This window comes from Pseudomonas sp. NPDC077186 (assembly GCF_044543505.1).
GTDB lineage: Bacteria > Pseudomonadota > Gammaproteobacteria > Pseudomonadales > Pseudomonadaceae > Aquipseudomonas.
The window spans coordinates 161,900-179,841 of the sequence record NZ_JBITWE010000003.1 but is presented as its reverse complement, the minus strand read 5'-3'; the positions used below and the strand labels follow the sequence as shown (position 1 = coordinate 179,841).

Below are 17,942 nucleotides of genomic sequence, written 5' to 3'. Positions count from 1 at the left end.
GGCGCAACGGATGGTTCGGTGCATCGACGATAGCGACAGGCGCCTAACCCAGCCTACAGGTCGCGTGAGCGGTTGACGTAGGTTGGGCCGGGCGGCGATCCGCTGAGCGCAGCGAAGCCCAACGGGGAGCGCGTAGCGCTCCGCCCGGCGTCCGCTCGCCAGGCGATATACTGGCGTGCGCCATCGCTGGGTTACGGCGCAACGAATGGTTCGGTGCATCGAGGGCAGCGGCAGGCGCCAACCCAGCCTGGCTATCGTCTGCCTTGCGCCGGTGCCGCTTTAGATCCCCTGCGGCGCCGGCTCCAGCTCGGCGGTGCTCATGCCCACCGCCAGCCCGGCTCGCAACGCTTCCAGCGCGGCCTGGTAGTAGGCCTGGCCGTCCGCCGACTGGGCGAACTCGACGAACTGCTCCAGCTCCGGATCGCTCAGCTCGCGGTAGACGTGTAGCAGGGTGTTGTCGAGATCCTGTTCGATCTGCGCCATCAGGCGTTGGCGCTGGCCGTTGAGCAGGCTCTGCGCCTGGGCGCCGCCGAGCAGGCCGGGGAGCATCTGGCTGAGGCTGTCGGCGGCGACGCCGGCCAGCGCCAGGCTGACCTCGGCGCCGGCCTCCTTGGCCGGCAGGGCCTGGGCCAGGTGCCGGATCAGCAGGCGCCGGGTGGCGTCGGCCTCGCTGCGCGGCAGGCCGTCGGCGTAGCGCGCCAGCTGGTCGCTGCGGGTGGCCAACTGCTCGGCGGCGACTATCTTGCGCCCCAGTTCGGACTGGAAGAAGGCCAGCGCCGGCTGCGGATCGGCCAGCTGCATGCGCAGGCTGTGCTGGGCGCGGCGGTCGATGGCGGCGGCGTCGAAGCGGCGGTTGCTGTTGTCCACCAGCGCCTGATACACCGCCGGCGGCAGGCTGCTGCGGTAGCGCTGCTGGGCGGCGTCGAGGGCCTGGTTGAAGTGCTCGCGTTGTTGCGGCCAGCCGGCCGCCTGGTACAGGCGCAGGTGGTCGTCGGCCAGGCTCGGCAGGGCCAGGCCGAACAGCAACAGGGCAAACAGAAGGCGCATCGAGAACTCCTTGGCAAACGGGCCTGGCCGTCCGCTGGGGGCAGCGGGCGGCTATTTTCGGCGGCCGGCCGGGGCTTGTCGAGCGGGCTGGCTGGCGCTGATACAATCGCCGCCATGACCGAGTCCAGCCAGCACCACTGCTTCGCCAGCCTTATCGACGACCTCGCCAGCCGGGGCTGGTCGCAACGGGCGCTTTTCGCCCCCGAGCTTCTGACCCGCGAACTGGCCGCCGAGTGCCGTAGACGTGCGCAGACTGGTGAACTCAGCGCCGCCGGTGTCGGCCGCGGCAGCGCCCAGCAGGTGCAGGAGGGGATTCGCGGGGATCGCATCCAATGGCTGGAGCCTGGCCAGAGCGACGCCTGCGACCAGTATCTGCAGCTGATGGACGGTTTGCGCCGGGCGCTGAACCAGGCGCTGTATCTGGGCCTCGAGGACTACGAGAGCCACTTCGCGTGCTATGCGCCGGGCGCCTACTACCAGAGGCACCTGGACCGCTTTCGCGACGACGACCGCCGCAGCGTGTCGGCGGTGTTCTACCTCAACGAGGATTGGCAGGCCGAGCAGGGCGGCGCGTTGCGCCTGTACCTGGCCGACGGCCGCGAGCATGACGTGCTGCCGCAGGCCGGCACCCTGGCGTTGTTCCTCTCCGCCGAGATGCCCCACGAGGTGCTGCCGGCCACGCGCGAGCGGCTGTCGCTGACCGGCTGGTTCAGGCGCCGCGGTGGTGACCCGATCTGAGGACTCGCTCCGCTCAGTGGCCCCAGACCTTGATGGTGCCGTTGATATCGCGGATATCGCGCAGGGCGACGTTGCCGATGCTGGTGTCGCCGATATACAGGTCGCTGGCCACGCGGGCTCGGATCATCAGCTTGCCCAGCGGACCGAGCTGCTGGTTGATCGCGGTGAGGTTGGGCAGCTTGAGCTGCAGCTGGCTCTGGCCGTTGCCGCCCTTGACCACGTCCACCTCCAGGGTCGGCACCTCGATGCCGAGGATCGGCACGCTGGCGCCCAGCTGTGCCGGGCCCAGGGCATAGCCGTCGCAATCGCCGGGTTTGAGGCAGCCGTTGTCGATCTTGACGTTGCGCAGCGACAGGCTGCCGCCGTCGTCCTGCCAGCGCACCTCGTCGATGCGCGCCATCAGGTCGAGGCGGATGCTGATGCCGGCCTGGCCGCTGATCTGGCTCAGGCTGTCGTCCTCCAGCGCCTGCAGGGCGGCCTGGGCCGAAGGGGCAAGCAGTACCGCACTGCACAGCAGTGGCAGGACGAACGTACGAAGCGGATGGGACATGAGCGGTAACCTCCCTGGTTGGCCGCGTCAGTCTGCTGGGACGCTGCCCGCTGCGCCATGGGGCAATGCCGTTTCCCGCCGAAGGATAGGCCGCCAGGCCCGGAAAACGGCGGCGTGCGGCCGCTTTGCCGAGTGTCGGAGCGAGGGCTGACGGCGCTGTTACCGGCGGTTACTCTGGTGGCGGCAATGGAGAGAGTCGATGCACAAGATATTGGTCAGTCGCTGCCTGCTCGGCCATCGGGTGCGTTACGACGGCGGCGCCCATGGTCCCTTCGACCAGCTGCAACGCTGGCTGGACGAGGGCCGGGTAGTGGCGCTGTGCCCGGAGGTGGCCGGCGGCCTGCCAACGCCGCGGCCGCCGGCGGAAATCCGCGGCGGTCAGGGCGCCCTGGTGCTGGACGGGCAACTGCCGGTGCTGACGGTGGAGGGCGCGGACGTCACCGCCGCTTTCGTCAGTGGGGCCGAGCAGGCGCTGGCGCTGGTGCGCGAGCACGGCATCCGCCTGGCCCTGCTCAAGGCGCGCAGCCCGTCCTGCGGCAATCTGGAGAACTACGATGGCAGCTTCGGCGGCGTGCGCGTGCCGGGCGAAGGCGTGACTGCCGCCTTGTTGCGCCGTGCCGGAATCAAGGTGTTCAACGAGGCGCAACTGGATGAGGCCGCCGCCGAGCTGGCGCGGCTGGAGCAGGCGTGATGTAGCCCGGATGCGATCCGGGGCACGAAACGATCGCCGTCCGTAATTGGTGCGCACGGCGCACCCTACGGTCCCATGAACAAGGGAGACCGAAGTCTCCCTGTGTCTTGCCGCTTGTGGCTTGAAGCTTGCGGCTGCTCTTTTAGAACAGCACGCGGCTGCGGATGGTGCCGTTGACGTGCTGCAGCTTCTCCAGCGCCAGGTCGGAGTACTCGGCGTCTACGTCGATCACCACGTAGCCGACCTTGTCGTTGGTCTGCAGGAACTGGCCGGAGATGTTGATGCCGTTGTCGGCGAACACCTTGTTGATCTCGCTCATCACGCCCGGAATGTTGGCGTGGATGTGCAGCAGGCGGTGTTTGCCCGGATGCGCCGGCAGCGCCACTTCAGGGAAGTTGACCGAGGACACCGAGGTGCCGTTGTCGCTGTACTTGACCAGCTTCTCGGCCACTTCCAGGCCGATATTGGCCTGCGCTTCGGCAGTCGAGCCACCGATGTGCGGGGTGAGGATCACCCGATCCAGGCCACGCAGCGGGCTCTCGAACTCTTCGTCGTTGGACTTGGGCTCGACCGGGAACACGTCGATGGCGGCGCCGATCAGGTGCTCGTCCTTGATCGCCTGGGCCAGGTGATCCAGCTCGACCACAGTGCCGCGCGCGGCGTTGATCAGGATGCCGCCCTTCTTCATGGCGCGGATTTCCTTCTCGCCGATCATCCACTGGGTGGACGGCAGCTCCGGCACGTGCAGGGAGACGATGTCGCACAGGCCCAGCAGCTCGTACAGGTCGCCGATCTGCGTGGCGTTGCCCAGCGGCAGTTTGGTCACGGTGTCGTAGAAGAACACCTGCATGCCGAGGGCCTCGGCCAGCACCGAGAGCTGGGTGCCGATGGAACCGTAGCCGATGATGCCCAGCTTCTTGCCGCGGATCTCGAAGGAGTTGGCCGCCGACTTGATCCAGCCGCCGCGATGGCAGGAGGCGTTCTTCTCGGGGATGCCGCGCAGCAGCAGGATGGCCTGGGCCAGTACCAGCTCGGCCACCGAGCGGGTGTTGGAATAGGGCGCGTTGAACACGGCGATGCCGCGCTCGCGGGCGGCGTCCAGGTCGACCTGGTTGGTGCCGATGCAGAAGCAGCCGACGGCGACCAGCTTCTTCGCGCAGTCGAAGACCTCGGCGGTCAGCTGGGTGCGCGAGCGAATACCGATGAAGTGGGCTTCGGCGATCTTTTCCTTGAGCTCTTCGCCCGACAGCGCGCCCTTGAGGTACTCGATGTTGCTGTAGCCGGCGGCCTTCAGGGTGTCCACGGCATTCTGGTGGACGCCTTCGAGAAGAAGGAACTTGATCTTGCTCTTGTCGAGAGAGGTCTTGCTCATCGGAGTACCTGTTGTCCCAGGGATGTTTTCAGGGAAGGGCCGAGAAATTCAGCCAGCGCCCGTAGATCGCTGCATGGCTCGATTCACGGGGTGCGTATGCTAGCATGTTCGCCTTTTTCAATGCTCGGTCGCGACCTGAATGGTTCTCAGGGCGACCATGAATCCTTTGAGAGTTCCGTAGATGACCACCCCTGCCCAGATCGAAGAGCTGAAGACCCTGGTTGAGCCCGGCAAGGTGTTGACCGACGCCGATTCCCTCGAGGCCTACGGCAAGGACTGGACCAAGCATTTCGCCCCGGCGCCTTCGGCCATCGTCTTCCCCAAGAGCATCGAACAGGTGCAGGCCATCGTCCGTTGGGCCAATGCGCACCAGATCGCCCTGGTGCCCTCGGGTGGTCGCACCGGCCTGTCGGCGGCCGCGGTGGCGGCCAATGGCGAGGTGGTGGTGGCGTTCGACTATATGAACCAGATTCTCGCCTTCAACGAGTACGACCGCACCGCGGTGTGCCAGCCGGGCGTGGTGACCAAGCAGCTGCAGCTGTTCGCCGAGGACAAGGGCCTGTACTACCCGGTGGACTTCGCTTCCTCGGGTTCCAGCCAGATTGGCGGCAATATCGGTACCAATGCTGGCGGGATCAAGGTGATTCGCTACGGCATGACCCGCAACTGGGTGGCCGGCCTGAAGGTGGTCACCGGCACCGGCGAGCTGCTGGAGCTGAACCGCGACCTGATCAAGAACGCCACCGGCTACGACCTGCGCCAGCTGTTTATCGGCGCCGAAGGGACGCTGGGCTTCGTGGTCGAGGCGACCATGCGTCTGGACCGGGCGCCGAAGAACCTCACCGCGATGGTGCTCGGCACCCCGGATTTCGACTCGATCATGCCGGTGCTGCACGCCTTCCAGGGCAAGCTGGATCTGACCGCCTTCGAATTCTTCTCCGACAAGGCCCTGGCCAAGATCCTCGCCCGTGGCGACGTGCCGGCGCCGTTCGACAGCGAGTGCCCCTTCTACGCCCTGCTGGAATTCGAGGCGACCACCGAGGAGGTGGCCAACCAGGCCTTGGAGACCTTCGAGCACTGCGTCGAGCAGGGCTGGGTGGTCGACGGCGTGATGAGCCAAAGCGAGCAGCAGCTGCACAACCTGTGGAAGCTGCGCGAGTACATCTCCGAGACCATCAGCCACTGGACGCCGTACAAGAACGACATCTCGGTTACCGTCAGCCAGGTGCCGGCCTTCCTCAAGGACATCGACGCCATAGTCGAGGCCAACTACCCGGACTTCGAGGTGGTGTGGTTCGGCCATATCGGCGACGGCAACCTGCACCTGAATATCTTGAAGCCCGAGAACCTGTCGAAGGACGAGTTCTTCGCCAAGTGCGCAGTGGTCAACAAGTGGGTGTTCGAGACCGTGCAGAAGTACAACGGCTCGATCAGCGCCGAGCACGGCGTGGGCATGACCAAGCGCGATTATCTGCACTACAGCCGCAGCGAGGCCGAGATCGCCTGCATGAAGGCGGTCAAGGCGGTGTTCGACCCCAACGGCATCATGAACCCCGGCAAGATCTTCCCGGTTTGATCCCTTAGGGTGCGCTGTGCGCACCAGCGATCAGGCACAGAACGCGTTTTGGTGCGCACGGCGCACCCTACTGATCAGGAGTCCCCGATGAGCTATCAGCACCAGTACGTCGACGGAACCACCGTCCACTTTCCCCTCGGCAAGGTCGTGTGCATCGGTCGCAACTACGCCGAACACGCCAAGGAACTGAACAACCCGGTGCCCAGCGAACCGCTGCTGTTTATCAAGCCGGGCTCCTGCGTGGTGCCGCTGGACGAGGGCTTCGCCATTCCCGACGACCGCGGCGCGGTGCACTACGAGGCGGAAATCGCCGTGCTGATCGGCAAGCCGCTGTCGAAGAAGCCGGACGCCGAGGAAGTGCGCGACGCCATCAGCGGCTTCGCCCCGGCCCTGGACCTGACCCTGCGCGACCTGCAGAGCAAGCTCAAGGAGAAGGGCTACCCCTGGGAAATCGCCAAGAGTTTCGACGGCGCCTGCGTGCTGGCACCCTTCGTGCCCGGCGATGCCATCGAGGACCTGGCCGATATCGGCATTCGCCTGTCGATCAACGGCGAAACCCGTCAGGACGGTAACAGCCGCGACATGCTCAACCCCATAGTCGCGATGATCCAGCACATGGCCGGGCACTTCGCCCTGCAGCCGGGCGACGTCATCCTCACCGGCACCCCGGTGGGCGTCGGCGCGCTGCACAAGGGCGACGAGCTGGTGCTGGAGTTGCTCGGTCACAGCAGCTTCACCAGCCGCGTGCTATAGAACGCGCTCCGCCGCCCGACGGGCGGCGGAACTCCATTCGACAGCGGATGTCGGATTGCCATCAAGCAGCCGAGCCGTCGCCCATGTCCTCTCGCCGTTCCCCCCTGTTCCGTCCTCGCTACTGGCTCGCCGGCGCTGCCGCGGCAACGCTGGCGCTGGCGGTGCATGCCCTGCACTGGGACGACCGCGCGCTGCTCTGGTGGCAGGAGGGCCGCACGCCCCTGGTGGATCGTCTGGCCAGCGTCTGGCTGCCCGGCTACCGCGCGGTGATCCAGGCCAAGACGCTGGCCGGCCTGGAGGAGGACGAAACCTCCGGGCTGACCTACAACCCCGCCACGGGCACCCTGTTCACCGTCACCGGCAGGCATCCGCTGCTGGTCGAACTGTCACGCGAGGGCGAGGTGCTGCGGCGCATCGAGCTGACCGGCTTCGCCGACCCGGAAGGGGTGGAGATGCTCGACGGCGGGCGCATGGCGATCATCGACGAGCGCCGCCGCCAGCTCACCGCCTTCACCCTCGGCGAGGACGAACTGAGTCTGGACGCCGCCGACTTCCCCGGTTTCGACCTGGGTTTCGTCGATGCCGGCAACAAGGGCTTCGAGGGCATAGCCTGGGATGCGCGCAGCCGCAGCCTGCTGCTGGGCAAGGAGCGCAGCCCGCTGGGCCTGTTCAGCCTGCCGTTCCCCGGCGAGGACGGCGCCGCCGGCGTACTGCAGCCGCTGAGCTACCAGCACCTGGGCATGCGCGACATCTCCTCGCTGAGCATCGATGCGCGCACCGGCCATACCCTGGTGCTGTCCGACGAATCGCGCATGCTGCTGGAGCTCGACCGCGCCGGCCAGCCGGTCAGCTTCCTCAGCCTCAGCGGCGGCCGCAATGGCCTGGAGCGGGCCATCGAGCAGGCCGAAGGGGTGACCATGGACGAGCAGGGCAACATCTATATCGTCGCCGAGCCCAACCTGTTCTATGTGTTCAGCAAGTCGGCGCCGGACGCCGGCTGAGCCGTTCAGCTTGGCTTAAGCGCCGATTCAGTCTGGCTTCAGCTTGCCGCCCTAATCTGACCCCGTCACTTACGAACAACGAGGTCAACACCATGAAACCTACCGCTCTCGCTCTGCTGGTTCTGCCGCTGCTCAGCTCCGCCGCCTTCGCCACCGGCTACACCGGTCCGGGCGCCACGCCGCAGGTCACCAGCGTTTCCGCCGCGCTGCAGGCGGCCGACGACACCCAGGTGGTGCTCGAAGGCCAGATCGTCAAGCGTCTGCAGGACGAACTCTACGAATTCAAGGATGCCAGCGGCACCATCCAGGTGGAGATCGACGACGAAGACTGGCCGAACCAGACCGTCTCGGAAACCGCCAAGGTGCGCCTTACCGGCGAAGTGGACAAGGATTTCAACAGCCGCGAGATCGATGTCGACCGCGTCGAGCTGATCAACTGATCGAAGGTTTTCTGCTAACCCGCCACGGCCCGCTCCGTGGCGGGCTTTTTCGTTGTCGTCAGAGAGAGTCGTCATGCGCCGTCTGCTGAGTTTCCACCCCTGGCTCTACGTCCTGCTGTTTGTGCTGTTGGTCGGCGCCGTGCTGGGCCAGCAATACCGTCTGTTCGAGCGCGCCTGGTTCCTGGTGCAGGAGTGGCGGCACGGCGGCGAGTGGCGCGAGCGCTCGCTGTGGCTGGGCGACTACCGGGTGGTGATCGACGCCAAGCCGATCGGCGACATCAGCGACGTCTCGGCGCTGACCTACGACCCGGATCGCGCCAGCCTGTTCAGCGTCACCAACAAACCGGCGCGGGTGATCGAGCTGAGCCTGGACGGGCAGCTCAAGCGCAGCATCGACCTGCAAGGCTTCGGCGACCCCGAGGCCATCGAGTACGTGGCGCCGGGCACCTACGTGATCGCCGACGAGCGTGAGCAGCGCCTGGTCAAGGTGCGCATCGACGACGCCACCCGGGTGCTCGACGCCGGCGATTTCCAGCAGCTGTCGCTGGGCATTGGCGCGGGTGGCAACAAGGGCTTCGAGGGGCTGGCCTACGACGCCAAGAACCAGCGCCTGCTGGTGGCCAAGGAGCGCGACCCGGTGCGCATCTTCGAGGTGCTCGGCTTCCCCCATGTCGATACGGGCAAGCCGCTGGCGCTGCAGGTTAACACCGACCCCAAGCGCGATGCGCGGCTGTTCGTGCGCGACCTGTCGAGCCTGGATTTCGACAGCGCCAGCGGCCACCTGCTGGCGCTGTCGGACGAGTCGCGCCTGGTGATCGAGCTGGACGCTCAGGGCAAGCCGGTCAGCACCCTGTCGCTGCTGGCCGGCCAGCATGGCCTGCAGCGCGGCGTGCCGCAGGCCGAGGGGGTGGCCACCGACGACGCCGGCAACCTCTACCTGATCAGCGAGCCGAACCTGTTCTATCTGTTCAGGAAGGCAGCCGATTAGGCCGTCTGATCGTCCAGCGCGGCGTCCGGCGCGTTCTTCTGCACCGATTCGATGCCGTTCTGGCAGCTGGCGGCGCTGGCGTACATCTGGCTCTGGCCGACCACCTGGCCGTTAGTGGCCTTGAGCACGAAATGGTGCTTGTCGTTGCTCGCGGTCTTGCTCTCGAAGGCGCCGGCGCGCTGCGCGTTCTTGCGCACCGAGTCGATGCCGTTCAGGGCCGAATCCTTGGCCTTGTACAGCTCGCTGGTGAGGATGACCTGGCCGTTGCCGGCCAGCAGGTTGAAATGGAACTGGCCGTCTTTGGCCTTCTTCAGCTCGAACTTGCCGGACATGAGGCACTCCTGGTGTGGGGGATTCGGCTTTAGCCTAGCCCCTCCTGCCTATCCGACCAGTTTCAGCGGCTGATGCGCTTGACGCCCTCGGCGGTGCCGAGCAGCAGCAGGTCGGCCGGGCGCGCGGCGAACAGGCCGTTGGTGACCACCCCGACTATGGCGTTGATGTCCGCCTCCAGCTTCACCGGGTCGACGATGCTCATGTTGTGCACGTCGAGGATGATGTTGCCGTTGTCGGTCAGCACGCCCTCGCGGTACACCGGGTCGCCGCCCAGCTTGACCAGCTCGCGCGCCACATGGCTGCGTGCCATGGGGATCACCTCCACCGGCAGCGGGAAGGCGCCGAGCACCGGCACCAGCTTGCTGGCGTCGGCGATGCAGATGAAGGTGCGCGCCACCGCGGCGACTATCTTCTCGCGGGTCAGCGCGGCGCCGCCGCCCTTGATCAGGTTCAGGTGCTCGTCGCTCTCGTCGGCGCCGTCGACGTAGAACTCCAGTTCGCTCACCGTGTTCAGGTCGTACACCGGGATGCCGTGGCCCTTGAGCCGCGCGGCGGTGGCTTCGGAGCTGGCCACCGCGCCATCGAATTCCATCCGGTGCTTGGCCAGGGCGTCGATGAAGAAGTTAGCGGTGGAGCCGGTGCCCACGCCGATGACGCTCTTGCTGTCGAGGCGGGGAAGAATGTGGTCGACGGCGGCCTGGGCCACGGCCTGTTTCAGCTGATCCTGGTTCATCGCGGGGGTGCGCCTGGCAAGGGAGGGAAAAGAGCCGCGAATTATAGCCGCATGGCCGGCAAAAACCCCGCACTCTCTGTGGTCGCACGGCGAAGCGCTGGGGTAGACTCGGCAGTCCCCTCCAAGCCCGACCGCCTGCGAACCCGCCATGCTCGAACAGTACGTGAAGAAGATCCTCACCTCGCGCGTCTACGACGTCGCGGTGGAAACCCCGCTGCAACCGGCCCGCCAGCTGTCCGAGCGGCTCGGTAACCAGATTCTGCTCAAGCGCGAGGATCTGCAGCCGGTGTACTCGTTCAAGATTCGCGGCGCCTACAACAAGCTGGCCCAGCTGTCGGCCGAGGAGCTGGAACGCGGCGTGGTCACCGCCTCGGCCGGCAACCACGCCCAGGGCCTGGCCCTGGCGGCCAAGCACCTGGGGGTGAAGGCGACCATCGTCATGCCGCGCACCACGCCGGAATTGAAGGTGCAGGGCGTGCGCTCGCGCGGCGGCAAGGTGGTGCTGCACGGCGACGCCTTCCCCGAGGCGCTGGCGCATTCGCTCAAATTGGTGGAGGAGAAGGGCTACACCTATATCCACCCCTATGACGACCCACTGGTGATCGCCGGCCAGGGCACCGTGGCCATGGAGGTGCTGCGCCAGCACCCGGGCCAACTGGACGCCATCTTCGTGCCGGTGGGCGGCGGCGGCCTGATCGCCGGCATCGCCGCCTACGTCAAGTACCTGCGCCCGGAGATCAAGGTGATCGGCGTCGAGCCGGACGATTCCAACTGCCTGCAGGCCGCCATGGCCGCAGGCTCTCGGGTGGTGCTGCCGAGCGTCGGGCTGTTCGCCGACGGCGTGGCGGTGGCGCAGATCGGCGCGCACTGCTTCGACATCTGCCGGCAGCATGTCGACGAGGTGATCACCGTCAGCAGCGACGAGATCTGCGCGGCGATCAAGGACATCTACGACGACACCCGCTCCATCACCGAGCCGGCCGGCGCCCTGGCCGTGGCCGGGATCAAGAAGTACGTCGAGCGCGAGCGCGCCCAGGGCAAGGTGCTGGTGGGCATCGACTCGGGCGCCAACGTCAACTTCGACCGCCTGCGTCACGTCGCCGAGCGCGCCGAGCTGGGCGAGAAGCGCGAGGCGATCATCGCCGTGACCATCCCCGAGCAGCCGGGCAGCTTCAAGGCCTTCTGCGAGGCCATCGGCAAGCGCCAGATCACCGAGTTCAACTACCGCTACCACACCGACCGCGAGGCGCACATCTTTGTCGGCGTGCAGACCCACCCCGACAGCGACCCGCGTGCGGCGCTGGTCGAAGGGCTGCGCGGCCAAGGCTTCCCGGTGCTGGACCTGACCGACAACGAGCTGGCCAAGCTGCATATCCGTCATATGGTCGGCGGCCACGCGGCGCGGGTCAGCGACGAGATGGTGTTTCGCTTCGAATTTCCCGAGCGCCCCGGCGCGCTGTTCAACTTCCTGCAGAAACTCGGTGGGCGCTGGAATATCTCGATGTTCCACTACCGCAACCACGGCGCCGCCGACGGCCGCGTGGTGGCCGGCCTGCAGGTGCCGGACAGCGAGCGCCACCTGGTGGCCGAGGCGCTGGACGCCATCGGCTACCCCTATTGGGACGAGAGCGACAACCCCGCCTACAGCCTGTTCTTGGGCTGAACAAGGAGCACGTGATGGAACACTACCTGCTGGTCCGCATTCTCCACGGCGCCCCGGGCATCCTGCTGCTGCTCGGCCTGATCGCCCACGCCGTGATGCTGTTCAAGGCGCAGCGCGCAGGCGATGCCGCCGTGCTGGCGCGCAAGCTGCGCGTGACCCTGCTGTACAGCCTGCCGGCCTTCGCCGTGCTGGCGCTGAGCCTGCCGCTGACCGGCTGGTGGCTGGTGGACAACGTCGGCTGGCCGCTGGGACAGACCTGGCTGCTGCTGGGCAGCATCCTCTACGCCGTGCTGATGCTGCTCGGCCTGCTGCTGGCCGGGCGTCTGGCCGCCTGGCGCGCGCTGGGCGACGCCCCGGCGCCCTCTTCGCTCAAGCGTCTGTGTTTGATCTATGCCGGGCTGATTCTGCTGCTGCTGATCGCCATCATGGCGCTGATGGGCGCCAAGCCGGCTTAAAAACAGCCGCCATGGCGGCTTCTGATGACCCTCTCCCTGCCCGCAGGGCGGGAGAGGGATTGTGGCGCTATGCGCCTCGTGTAGCGCGCGCGGGGCCGCCCAGGCCGTGCGCACCGGCTACGAATGATGTAAACCGTGGTGCGCACGGCGCACCCTACGTCATTGCGCGATCCGGCTTGCGCTTAGCGCAGCGAAATCACCGGCCAGCCGCGTTCGACGGCGGTGGCGCGCAGCACCTCGTCCGGGTCCACCGCCACCGGCTGGCTGGCGACTTCCAGCAGCGGCAGGTCGTTGCGCGAGTCGCTGTAGAAATAGCTGCCGTCCAGGCTGTGGCCGGTCTGCGCCAGCCACTCGTTCAACCTGGTCACCTTGCCCTGCTGGTAGCAGGGGATGCCGGCAATCTGCCCGGTGTAACGGTCGCCTTGCATGCCGCATTCGGTGGCGATCAGCGTCTCGACGCCCAGGCGCGCGGCGATGGGCGCGGTGACGAAACGGTTGGTGGCGGTGATGATCACCAGCTTGTCGCCGGCCTTGCGGTGTTCTTCCAGCAGCGCCTCGCCCTTGGCCAGGATGATCGGCTCGATCACCTCGGCCATGAACTCGCGGTGCCACTGCGCCAGCTGTTCCATGCCGGTGCGACCGAGAATCGCCTGGCTGAAGTTCTGGTAGGCCACCACGTCCAGCTTGCCGGCGCAGTAGTCGGCATAGAAGGCATCGTTGCGCGCCTGGTATTCGTCGGCGTCGACCAGGCCGCGCTGGCAGATGAAGTCGCCCCAGCTGTGATCGCTGTCGCCGGCGAGCAGGGTATTGTCGAGATCGAATAGGGCCAGGCGCACCTTGAGTACCTTCGTGGGAAACCGGTTGGGCGCGCCAGAATAGCGGCTTTGCACGACCTTTCCTACCGCGCCGCCGGCCGCGTTGCCGCTGTCGCCGGCTTTGTGGAACAATGCCGGAACTTGCGCGTACGAGGTTGCTTGCCGTGATCGATTCTGATGGTTTCCGCCCGAATGTCGGCATCATCCTGACCAATGATGTCGGCCAGGTGCTCTGGGCGCGGCGCATCAACCAGGATGCCTGGCAGTTTCCCCAGGGCGGGATCAACGACCGCGAATCGCCGGAAGAGGCGCTGTACCGCGAACTCAACGAAGAAGTTGGCCTCGAGGAGCAGGATGTGAAGATCCTCGCCTGCACCCGCGGCTGGTTGCGTTATCGTCTGCCGCAGCGCCTGGTGCGCACCCACAGCCAGCCGCTGTGCATCGGCCAGAAGCAGAAGTGGTTCCTGCTGCGCCTGACCGGCGCCGAAGAGCGGGTGCGCATGGACCTGACCGGCAAGCCCGAGTTCGACGGCTGGCGCTGGGTCAGTTACTGGTATCCGCTGGGTCAGGTGGTCACATTCAAGCGCGAGGTGTACCGCCGCGCCCTCAAGGAACTCGCGCCGCGCCTGCTGGTGCGCGACTGATACGGACTAGAACCGAGCATGCTCAATACGCTGCGCAAGATCGTCCAGGAAGTTAACGCCGCCAAGGATCTCAAGGCGGCGTTGTCGATCATCGTGCAGCGGGTCAAGGAGGCCATGGGCAGCCAGGTGTGCTCGGTCTACCTGCTCGACCCGGAAACCAACCGCTTCGTGCTGATGGCCACCGAGGGCCTCAACAAGCGTTCCATCGGCAAGGTCAGCATGGCCCCCAGCGAAGGTCTGGTCGGCCTGGTCGGCACCCGCGAGGAGCCGTTGAACCTGGAAAACGCCGCCGACCACCCGCGCTACCGCTACTTCGCCGAGACCGGCGAGGAACGCTACGCCTCCTTCCTCGGCGCGCCGATCATCCACCACCGGCGGGTGATGGGCGTGCTGGTGGTGCAGCAGAAGGAGCGCCGCCAGTTCGACGAGGGCGAGGAAGCCTTCCTGGTCACCATGAGCGCCCAGCTCGCCGGCGTTATCGCCCATGCCGAGGCCACCGGTTCGATCCGCGGTCTCGGCCGTCAGGGCAAGGGGGTACAGGAGGCCAAGTTCGTCGGCGTGCCGGGCGCCCCCGGCGCCGGCGTCGGCACCGCGGTGGTGGTGCTGCCGCCGGCCGACCTCAACGTGGTGCCGGATCGTGCGGTGGACGACATCGCCGCCGAACTGGAGCTGTTCGACAAGGCCCTGGGCTGGGTGCGCGAGGACATGCACGAGCTGTCCGCCAAGCTCGCCACCCAGCTGCGCAAGGAAGAACGCGCGCTGTTCGACGTCTACCTGATGATGCTCGACGACGCCGCCCTGGGTAACGAGGTGCGCAAGGTCATCAAGACCGGCCAGTGGGCGCAGGGCGCCCTGCGCCAGGTGGTGCTCGACCACGTGCAGCGTTTCGAGCTGATGGACGACGCCTACCTGCGCGAGCGCGCCAGCGACGTGCGCGACCTCGGCCGGCGCCTGCTCGCCTACCTGCAGGAGGAGCGCAAGAGCGCCCTGGTCTACCCCGACAACACCATCCTGGTCAGCGAGGAGCTGTCGCCGGCGATGCTCGGCGAGGTGCCGGAGGGCAAGCTGGCCGGCCTGATCTCGGTGACCGGCTCGGGCAACTCGCACGTGGCGATCTTCGCCCGCGCCATGGGTATCCCCACGGTGATGGGGGTGGTCGACCTGCCCTATTCGAAGATCGACGGCATCAAGCTGATCGTCGACGGCTACCACGGCGAAGTGTTCACCAACCCCAGCGAACTGCTGAGCAAGCAGTACGCCGACGTGGTCGAGGAGGAGCGTCAGCTTACCGAGGGCCTCGACGCCCTGCGCGCGCTGCCCTGCGAGACCCTCGACGGCCAGCGCATGCCGCTGTGGGTCAATACCGGGCTGCTCGCCGATGTGGCCCGTGCCCAGCAGCGTGGCGCCGAGGGCGTCGGCCTGTACCGCACTGAAGTGCCGTTCATGGTCAACGAGCGCTTCCCCAGCGAGAAGGAGCAGCTGGCCACCTACCGCGAGCAGCTGCAGGCCTTCCACCCGCTGCCGGTGACCATGCGCACCCTGGATATCGGCGGCGATAAGGCGCTGTCCTACTTTCCGATCAAGGAAGAGAATCCCTTCCTCGGCTGGCGCGGCATCCGCGTCACCCTCGACCACCCGGAGATCTTCTTGGTGCAGACCCGCGCCATGCTCAAGGCCAGCGAGGGGCTGAACAACCTGCGCATCCTGCTGCCGATGATTTCCGGTACCCAGGAGCTGGAGGAGGCGCTGCACCTGATCCACCGCGCCTGGGGCGAGGTGCGCGACGAAGGCACCGACGTGCCGCTGCCGCCGATCGGCGTGATGATCGAGATTCCCGCCGCGGTCTACCAGACCCGCGAGCTGGCGCGCCAGGTGGACTTCCTCTCGGTCGGCTCCAACGACCTGACCCAGTACCTGCTGGCGGTGGACCGCAACAACCCGCGGGTCGCCGACCTCTACGACTTCCTCCACCCGGCGGTGCTGCAGGCGCTGCAGAAGGTGATCCACGACGCCCATGCCGAAGGCAAGCCGGTGAGCATCTGCGGCGAGATGGCCGGCGACCCGGCCGCCGCCGTGCTGCTGCTGGCGATGGGTTTCGACTCCTTGTCGATGAACGCCACCAACCTGCCCAAGGTCAAGTGGCTGCTGCGCCAGATCACCCAGAGCAAGGCCAAGGAGCTGCTCGGCCAGGTGATGACCATGGACAACCCGCACCTGATCTACAGCACCCTGCACCTGGCCCTGCGCAACCTCGGCCTGGGCCGGGTGATCAACCCCGCGTCGAATATCCAGGCCTGAAAAAAGTAGCTGCAAGCTACAAGCGTCAAGAAAAAACCGGTGATGCCCCAAACGTCGGCGTCATCGTAGGGTGCGCCGTGCGCACCAGCGGCCCCTCCGCCTACGCTGCTCATTCACCGTTTATGTGGATGGATTAAGCGTCATCCACCCTACGCCCCGCCTACCGGCGTACGGCAACCTCGCCCAGCGGCCTGCCCTGCGGACCGAAGCTGCGTTCGACCAGTTCCCAGCTGTCGTCGGCGTTGAGCAGCAGCGCGGTGCTGGCGCGGGTGCCGTAGTTGGCGCTGGCGATAAAGGCGGTGGCCAGCAGGCGCTCCACCGCCGGGCCGACGCCGGTATCGGGCAGCAGGTGCTCGGGCGGTTGCGTGGTGTCGGCCAGCAGGGCCAGCAGACGCTGGCTGTCGGGCGCGTCGAGACAGTTCTCCAGCGTCGCCTTGGCCCGCTGCAGCTTGGGCCAGGGGCTGTCGAGACTGGCGTTCGACAGGCCATAGAGCCCTTCCGCCAGGGGGCGCGGCTCGCCCTCGCGGCTGTTGTAGTACCAGAGCTGGCGCGCATCGCCGAGCAACAGGTTGAAGCCGCCGTAGTCCCCGGCCCTGGCCGCGAGCTGCGCGAGGTAGGCCTGCGGCGTCGCCTGGCCACGCAGGAAGGCCACCGGCAGCTCGCCGCGCGAGCGCTGGCCGGGCTCCTGGCCAGGGTCGCGGATATTGGTCAGCGCGGCGAAGCGGCCGTCCGCGCTCATCCCCAGCCAGGTGCCGCCGGCCTGCAGGTCACGCCCGGCGAACAGCCCCGGCGCATCGTCCCACTCGCGCAGCGGCCAGCTGGGGCGGGCGTAGAACTCGTCGCGGTTGGCCGCCAGCAGCAGCGGCTGCGGGTGATCCGGGCGCCAGGCGAAAACGATCAGGCACATGGGACGATCCTTGTACGGAGTTTGCCTTGCAGGCTAGCACGAAGCCGAAACGGCGGAGTAAATCCGCCCCGGCGCACCGTGGCCGACGCCCGGAACCTGCCGCTGTCGGGGCAATTCCGCTACCATGCCGCTTTGTTTTCGGGGGTATCGATGGAACTGCTGCTCTACCTGCTGCTAGGCGCGGCCGCCGGCGTGCTGGCCGGCCTGTTCGGCGTGGGCGGCGGGTTGATCATAGTGCCGGTGCTGGTGTTCAGCTTCGCCGCGCAGGGTATGCCGGCGGAGATTCTCACCCACCTGGCGGTGGGCACCTCGCTGGCCACCATCGTCTTCACCTCGATCAATTCCGCGCTCGAGCATCAGCGTCGCGGCGCGGTGCGCTGGCCGCTGTTTCGCTGGCTGAGCCTGGGCATCCTGTTCGGCGCGGCGCTGGGCGCGCTGACCGCGGCGGCCATCGAGGGCGACTGGTTGCAGAAGATCATCGGTGTGTTCGCCCTGGTGATCGCCGCGCAGATGGCGCTCGATCTGAAACCCAAGGCCGAAGGCGCTGTCCCAGGCAGGCCGCTGCTGACGGCGGCCGGCGGGGTGATCGGCTGGGCCTCGGCGATCTTCGGCATCGGCGGCGGCTCGCTGACCGTGCCCTTCCTGGTCTGGCGCAGCGTGCCGATGCAGCAGGCGGTGGCCACCTCGGCGGCCTGCGGCCTACCGATCGCCATCGCCGGTGCGCTGAGTTTCATGTTCACCGGCTGGGAGAATCCGAATCTGCCGCCGTGGAGCATCGGTTTCGTGTACCTGCCGGCGCTGGTCGGGATCGCCGTGACCAGCATGTTTTTCGCCCGCTTCGGCGCGCGCCTGGCCCATCGCCTGTCGCCGCGTCTGCTCAAGCGTCTGTTCGCCCTGCTGCTGTTCGGCGTGGGCCTGAGTTTTCTGATCTAAGGAGT

At 67.0% G+C, this 17,942-nt stretch carries 19 protein-coding genes; 12 read left to right on the top strand and 7 right to left on the bottom strand.

The annotated features are described in order from the left end of the window. Positions 1 to 279: 279 nt before the first annotated feature. The gene (locus ACIGKL_RS12755) at positions 280 to 1,047 is read right to left on the bottom strand and encodes a hypothetical protein (protein WP_397487010.1); all 768 of its coding nucleotides are present in this window, start codon (positions 1,045 to 1,047) and stop codon (positions 280 to 282) included. Positions 1,048 to 1,161: 114 nt separating this feature from the next. Between ACIGKL_RS12755 and ACIGKL_RS12750 the strand changes: the two genes are divergently transcribed. After that, positions 1,162 to 1,785 (top strand): 2OG-Fe(II) oxygenase, encoded by a 624-nt coding sequence (locus ACIGKL_RS12750; RefSeq protein WP_397487009.1) that lies wholly within the window; start codon positions 1,162 to 1,164, stop codon positions 1,783 to 1,785. Positions 1,786 to 1,798: 13 nt separating this feature from the next. On the opposite strand, the gene ACIGKL_RS12745 is transcribed toward ACIGKL_RS12750, so the two are convergent. Continuing rightward, the gene (locus ACIGKL_RS12745; protein ID WP_397487008.1) at positions 1,799 to 2,335 is read right to left on the bottom strand and encodes a DUF6160 family protein; all 537 of its coding nucleotides are present in this window, start codon (positions 2,333 to 2,335) and stop codon (positions 1,799 to 1,801) included. A 199-nt stretch (positions 2,336 to 2,534) separates the two neighbouring features. Here ACIGKL_RS12745 and ACIGKL_RS12740 point away from each other — a divergent pair, with 199 nt between their 5' ends. Continuing rightward, complete coding sequence (locus tag ACIGKL_RS12740) at positions 2,535 to 3,026, top strand: DUF523 domain-containing protein (protein WP_397487007.1); 492 nt, start codon at positions 2,535 to 2,537, stop codon at positions 3,024 to 3,026. Between the two features lie 142 nt (positions 3,027 to 3,168). On the opposite strand, the gene serA is transcribed toward ACIGKL_RS12740, so the two are convergent. Then, on the bottom strand, positions 3,169 to 4,398 hold the full coding sequence (serA, locus tag ACIGKL_RS12735; protein ID WP_397487006.1) for a phosphoglycerate dehydrogenase: 1,230 nt from the start codon (positions 4,396 to 4,398) through the stop codon (positions 3,169 to 3,171). Between the two features lie 181 nt (positions 4,399 to 4,579). Here serA and ACIGKL_RS12730 point away from each other — a divergent pair, with 181 nt between their 5' ends. From ACIGKL_RS12730 to ACIGKL_RS12710, 5 genes are all read left to right on the top strand, one after another. Beyond that, complete coding sequence (locus ACIGKL_RS12730) at positions 4,580 to 5,974, top strand: FAD-binding oxidoreductase (RefSeq protein ID WP_397487005.1); 1,395 nt, start codon at positions 4,580 to 4,582, stop codon at positions 5,972 to 5,974. A gap of 87 nt (positions 5,975 to 6,061) precedes the next feature. After that, positions 6,062 to 6,727: a fumarylacetoacetate hydrolase family protein gene (locus ACIGKL_RS12725; protein ID WP_397487004.1), complete on the top strand. Its 666-nt coding sequence runs from the start codon at positions 6,062 to 6,064 to the stop codon at positions 6,725 to 6,727. Positions 6,728 to 6,810: 83 nt separating this feature from the next. Then, a complete protein-coding gene (locus ACIGKL_RS12720) occupies positions 6,811 to 7,728 on the top strand; it encodes an SdiA-regulated domain-containing protein (RefSeq protein ID WP_397487003.1) in 918 nt (305 codons plus the stop codon). Between the two features lie 92 nt (positions 7,729 to 7,820). Further along, positions 7,821 to 8,168, top strand: coding sequence for a NirD/YgiW/YdeI family stress tolerance protein (locus tag ACIGKL_RS12715; protein ID WP_397487002.1), 348 nt, complete (start codon positions 7,821 to 7,823; stop codon positions 8,166 to 8,168). 73 nt (positions 8,169 to 8,241) lie between these two features. Next, a complete protein-coding gene (locus ACIGKL_RS12710; protein ID WP_397487001.1) occupies positions 8,242 to 9,156 on the top strand; it encodes an SdiA-regulated domain-containing protein in 915 nt (304 codons plus the stop codon). Here the strand turns inward: ACIGKL_RS12710 and ACIGKL_RS12705 are convergent. After that, entirely contained in the window at positions 9,153 to 9,488 is a 336-nt protein-coding gene (locus ACIGKL_RS12705) for a YegP family protein (RefSeq protein ID WP_397487000.1), read from the bottom strand. The genes ACIGKL_RS12710 and ACIGKL_RS12705 overlap by 4 nt on opposite strands. Positions 9,489 to 9,550: 62 nt before the next feature. Then, complete coding sequence (rpiA, locus tag ACIGKL_RS12700) at positions 9,551 to 10,222, bottom strand: ribose-5-phosphate isomerase RpiA (protein ID WP_397486999.1); 672 nt, start codon at positions 10,220 to 10,222, stop codon at positions 9,551 to 9,553. Positions 10,223 to 10,370: 148 nt separating this feature from the next. On the opposite strand from rpiA, the gene ilvA reads away from it, so the two are divergent. Further along, the gene (gene ilvA, locus ACIGKL_RS12695) at positions 10,371 to 11,885 is read left to right on the top strand and encodes a threonine ammonia-lyase, biosynthetic (RefSeq protein ID WP_397486998.1); all 1,515 of its coding nucleotides are present in this window, start codon (positions 10,371 to 10,373) and stop codon (positions 11,883 to 11,885) included. A 14-nt stretch (positions 11,886 to 11,899) separates the two neighbouring features. After that, the gene (locus tag ACIGKL_RS12690; protein WP_397486997.1) at positions 11,900 to 12,340 is read left to right on the top strand and encodes a DUF2269 family protein; all 441 of its coding nucleotides are present in this window, start codon (positions 11,900 to 11,902) and stop codon (positions 12,338 to 12,340) included. Positions 12,341 to 12,522: 182 nt separating this feature from the next. Here ACIGKL_RS12690 and ACIGKL_RS12685 read toward each other — a convergent pair whose 3' ends face one another. After that, positions 12,523 to 13,176, bottom strand: coding sequence for an HAD family hydrolase (locus tag ACIGKL_RS12685; protein ID WP_397486996.1), 654 nt, complete (start codon positions 13,174 to 13,176; stop codon positions 12,523 to 12,525). A 143-nt stretch (positions 13,177 to 13,319) separates the two neighbouring features. On the opposite strand from ACIGKL_RS12685, the gene ACIGKL_RS12680 reads away from it, so the two are divergent. Together ACIGKL_RS12680 and ptsP are read left to right on the top strand one after the other, a co-directional pair. Next, on the top strand, positions 13,320 to 13,799 hold the full coding sequence (locus tag ACIGKL_RS12680; RefSeq protein ID WP_122109670.1) for an RNA pyrophosphohydrolase: 480 nt from the start codon (positions 13,320 to 13,322) through the stop codon (positions 13,797 to 13,799). 18 nt (positions 13,800 to 13,817) lie between these two features. Beyond that, positions 13,818 to 16,097 carry a phosphoenolpyruvate--protein phosphotransferase gene (gene ptsP, locus ACIGKL_RS12675; protein ID WP_397486995.1) on the top strand — a complete coding sequence of 760 codons (2,280 nt, stop codon included), beginning with the start codon at positions 13,818 to 13,820 and terminating at the stop codon, positions 16,095 to 16,097. Between the two features lie 160 nt (positions 16,098 to 16,257). On the opposite strand, the gene ACIGKL_RS12670 is transcribed toward ptsP, so the two are convergent. Beyond that, entirely contained in the window at positions 16,258 to 17,004 is a 747-nt protein-coding gene (locus ACIGKL_RS12670) for an NRDE family protein (RefSeq protein ID WP_397486994.1), read from the bottom strand. A gap of 150 nt (positions 17,005 to 17,154) precedes the next feature. On the opposite strand from ACIGKL_RS12670, the gene ACIGKL_RS12665 reads away from it, so the two are divergent. Further along, positions 17,155 to 17,937 carry a sulfite exporter TauE/SafE family protein gene (locus ACIGKL_RS12665; protein WP_397486993.1) on the top strand — a complete coding sequence of 261 codons (783 nt, stop codon included), beginning with the start codon at positions 17,155 to 17,157 and terminating at the stop codon, positions 17,935 to 17,937. The last annotated feature ends 5 nt before the right edge of the window (positions 17,938 to 17,942 follow it).

Coding starts and splice junctions, on each gene's coding strand:
- ACIGKL_RS12720 (WP_397487003.1), top strand. CDS start 6,811: ATGTCCTCTCGCCGTTCCCCCCTGTTCCGTCCTCGCTACTGGCTCGCC.
- ACIGKL_RS12755 (WP_397487010.1), bottom strand. CDS start 1,047: ATGCGCCTTCTGTTTGCCCTGTTGCTGTTCGGCCTGGCCCTGCCGAGC.
- rpiA (WP_397486999.1), bottom strand. CDS start 10,222: ATGAACCAGGATCAGCTGAAACAGGCCGTGGCCCAGGCCGCCGTCGAC.
- ACIGKL_RS12750 (WP_397487009.1), top strand. CDS start 1,162: ATGACCGAGTCCAGCCAGCACCACTGCTTCGCCAGCCTTATCGACGAC.
- ACIGKL_RS12730 (WP_397487005.1), top strand. CDS start 4,580: ATGACCACCCCTGCCCAGATCGAAGAGCTGAAGACCCTGGTTGAGCCC.
- ACIGKL_RS12725 (WP_397487004.1), top strand. CDS start 6,062: ATGAGCTATCAGCACCAGTACGTCGACGGAACCACCGTCCACTTTCCC.
- ACIGKL_RS12715 (WP_397487002.1), top strand. CDS start 7,821: ATGAAACCTACCGCTCTCGCTCTGCTGGTTCTGCCGCTGCTCAGCTCC.
- ptsP (WP_397486995.1), top strand. CDS start 13,818: ATGCTCAATACGCTGCGCAAGATCGTCCAGGAAGTTAACGCCGCCAAG.
- ACIGKL_RS12705 (WP_397487000.1), bottom strand. CDS start 9,488: ATGTCCGGCAAGTTCGAGCTGAAGAAGGCCAAAGACGGCCAGTTCCAT.
- serA (WP_397487006.1), bottom strand. CDS start 4,398: ATGAGCAAGACCTCTCTCGACAAGAGCAAGATCAAGTTCCTTCTTCTC.
- ACIGKL_RS12745 (WP_397487008.1), bottom strand. CDS start 2,335: ATGTCCCATCCGCTTCGTACGTTCGTCCTGCCACTGCTGTGCAGTGCG.
- ACIGKL_RS12740 (WP_397487007.1), top strand. CDS start 2,535: ATGCACAAGATATTGGTCAGTCGCTGCCTGCTCGGCCATCGGGTGCGT.
- ACIGKL_RS12670 (WP_397486994.1), bottom strand. CDS start 17,004: ATGTGCCTGATCGTTTTCGCCTGGCGCCCGGATCACCCGCAGCCGCTG.
- ACIGKL_RS12665 (WP_397486993.1), top strand. CDS start 17,155: ATGGAACTGCTGCTCTACCTGCTGCTAGGCGCGGCCGCCGGCGTGCTG.
- ACIGKL_RS12710 (WP_397487001.1), top strand. CDS start 8,242: ATGCGCCGTCTGCTGAGTTTCCACCCCTGGCTCTACGTCCTGCTGTTT.
- ilvA (WP_397486998.1), top strand. CDS start 10,371: ATGCTCGAACAGTACGTGAAGAAGATCCTCACCTCGCGCGTCTACGAC.
- ACIGKL_RS12690 (WP_397486997.1), top strand. CDS start 11,900: ATGGAACACTACCTGCTGGTCCGCATTCTCCACGGCGCCCCGGGCATC.